Annotated in this window: 2 protein-coding genes and 1 pseudogene; all 3 read left to right on the plus strand. The window is 64.2% G+C overall.

All coding sequences use genetic code 11. The features are described from left to right. Window positions 1-150: pseudogene (locus WAN71_RS24520) on the plus strand (mammalian cell entry protein); the annotation flags it as partial. Beyond that, a complete protein-coding gene (locus tag WAN71_RS24525) occupies window positions 150-1,574 on the plus strand; it encodes an MCE family protein (protein WP_422227818.1) in 1,425 nt (474 codons plus the stop codon). The pseudogene WAN71_RS24520 and the gene WAN71_RS24525, both read left to right, overlap by 1 nt. Further along, on the plus strand, window positions 1,571-2,386 hold an 816-nt coding region (locus WAN71_RS24530), incomplete at its 3' end, for an MCE family protein (protein WP_422227819.1). The genes WAN71_RS24525 and WAN71_RS24530, both read left to right, overlap by 4 nt.

Raw genomic sequence — 2,386 nt, forward strand, 5'->3', positions numbered from 1 at the left:
GAATATCTGTGGGGATTCCGCACCTTCGACACAGCTAAAGGTCCTGGCTTCCCGTCGCCCCTACCGAGGTCGCTGGTCCCCTTCCCCTACAACGGGATTCCAGAGTGCCCTGGTTGTACGTTGGGCGGACGGATCGGAGGGACACAGTGATGATCCCGCGTATCCCGCGCAACAGGCTGTCAGCCGTAACCGCAGTAGTCCTAGCGGGGCTTCTCGTCGTCGGCGCGGCTGTGCTCGTCCATAATGTGTTCTTTGGCGCCAAGACCGTCACCGCGTACTTCACCACCACCACCGCGATCTATCCCGGCGACGAGGTGCGCGTCTCCGGTGTCAAAGTCGGCACGATCAAGTCCATCCAACCCGAGGGCACGCGGGCCAAGATGACCCTGCACGTCGACCATGACGTGCCGATTCCAGCGGACGCGAAAGCGGTGATCGTCGCGCAGAACCTGGTTGCTGCCCGCTACGTTCAGCTCACACCCGCCTACCGGGACAGCGGACCCGTCATGGCCGACGGCGCGACAATACCGGTCGAGCGTACTGCGGTACCGGTCGAGTGGGACGAGGTCAAAACCCAATTGATGCGGCTGGCAACGGATCTGGGGCCCAAAAGCGGCGTTTCGGACACGTCGGTAGGCCGGTTCATCGACAGCGCCGCCAACGCATTGGGAAACGGCAACGGCGAGAAACTACATCAGGCGTTGGCCCAACTGTCCGGGGTAGGCCGGATCCTGGCCGACGGCAGCGGCAACATCGTCGACATCATCAAGAATCTGCAGACCTTCATCACGGCACTGCGCGACAGCCACGTCCAACTTGTGCAGTTCAACGACCGGCTGGCCACACTCACCAGCGTGGTCAACGACAGCAAATCCGATTTGGACGCGGCGGTGACCAACCTGTCCACGGCGGTCGGCGAGGTGCAGCGGTTCATCGCGGAAACCCGTGACCAGACCAGCGAGCAGATAACGCGATTGGCCAACGTCACCCAGCCGCTCGTCGACCAGCACATGGCGCTGGAAAACCTTCTGCACCTCGCGCCGACGGCGATCGCTAACTTCATGAACGACTACAACCCCGACACCGGAACCATCAACGGCGGGTTCGGAATCGTACCCTTCGCGAATTCCACGTCGGGGGGTGCGATTATTCCGTTGCCGATTCCCGGCTGCTCGATGACGGCAGCCGTCGAGAGTGTCACCGCGGTCGAATCGGGCAAGTTGTGTGCCCTGTTTCTCGGCCCCGGATTGCGGGTGCTGAACTACAACGAGTCGCCGATCCCCATCAACCCAGTCCTGATGCCGTCGGCGAACCCGGCAAACATCATCTACGCCGAGCCGCGCCTGGCGCCCGGTGGTGAAGGCCCGAAGCCCGGACCGCCAGAGATCCCGCCCGCGGTGTCCGCGTATACCGGCCTGAACGGTGACTCGGTCGTGCCCGGGCCGGCGCCGTCGGTGCCGCTTCCGCGGATACCCGGAGCGGCGATGCCGGAGCCGCCGGCGCCGACCGTACCGATGGAATCGCCACCACCTCCGCCGCCTGGCCCGCTGCCAGCAGAACGGCCGCAGCCATGACCGCGCGGGTTGGCGTTCGACGGATGCTCGCCGTTGGTTGCTGCATGATGCTGACCGCGACGGGATGCGCCTTCCACGGCTTGAACTCACTACCGTTGCCTGGCGCGGTGGGAAGCGGCGGGGACGGAGACATATACCATGTCGAGCTCTCGAATGTCATTACGATGGAGTCGAATTCGCCGGTGATGATGGACGACGTCGTGGTCGGCAGTGTGGGCCCGATGACGCCGAAGAAGGGGGACAAGGGCTGGTACGCCGACGTCGAGATCTCGGTGAAGCGCGGTCTCGTCATCCCCGCCAACGCGGTGGCCAGCGTCGGTCAGACCAGCCTGCTGGGATCCATGCATGTGGAACTCAACCCGCCGCTTGGCCAACCTGGTATCGGCCAGCTGCAACCGGAGGCCAAATGCGCCCGGCTCGGCCTCCCGAAAACCTGCGCCACCATCCCACTGAACCGGGCGTCGACGTATCCGTCGACAGAGCAAACCCTTTCGTCGCTGTCGGTGGTCGTCAACGGCGGCGGGCTGGGGCAGTTCGGTGAGATCGTCCACAATTTCAACGCCGCCCTTTCCGGTCGGGCGGGTGCCGTCCGGGATCTGCTCACCCGCTTGGACAAGTTCGTGGGCACGCTCGACCAACAGCGCGACAACATCGTCACGTCCATCCAGGCGCTGAACCGGCTTGCCGACAGCTTCGCCGGACAGCACGACGTCATCACTGCGGCGCTGCGCCAGATCCCCCCGGCTTTGGAGGTGCTGATCAAAGAGCGGCCGCGCCTGACCAAAGCCCTGGACAAACTTCGGGTTTTCAGC

The sequence above is a fragment of the Mycobacterium sp. genome (assembly GCF_049280035.1).
Taxonomy (GTDB): Bacteria; Actinomycetota; Actinomycetes; order Mycobacteriales; family Mycobacteriaceae; genus Mycobacterium.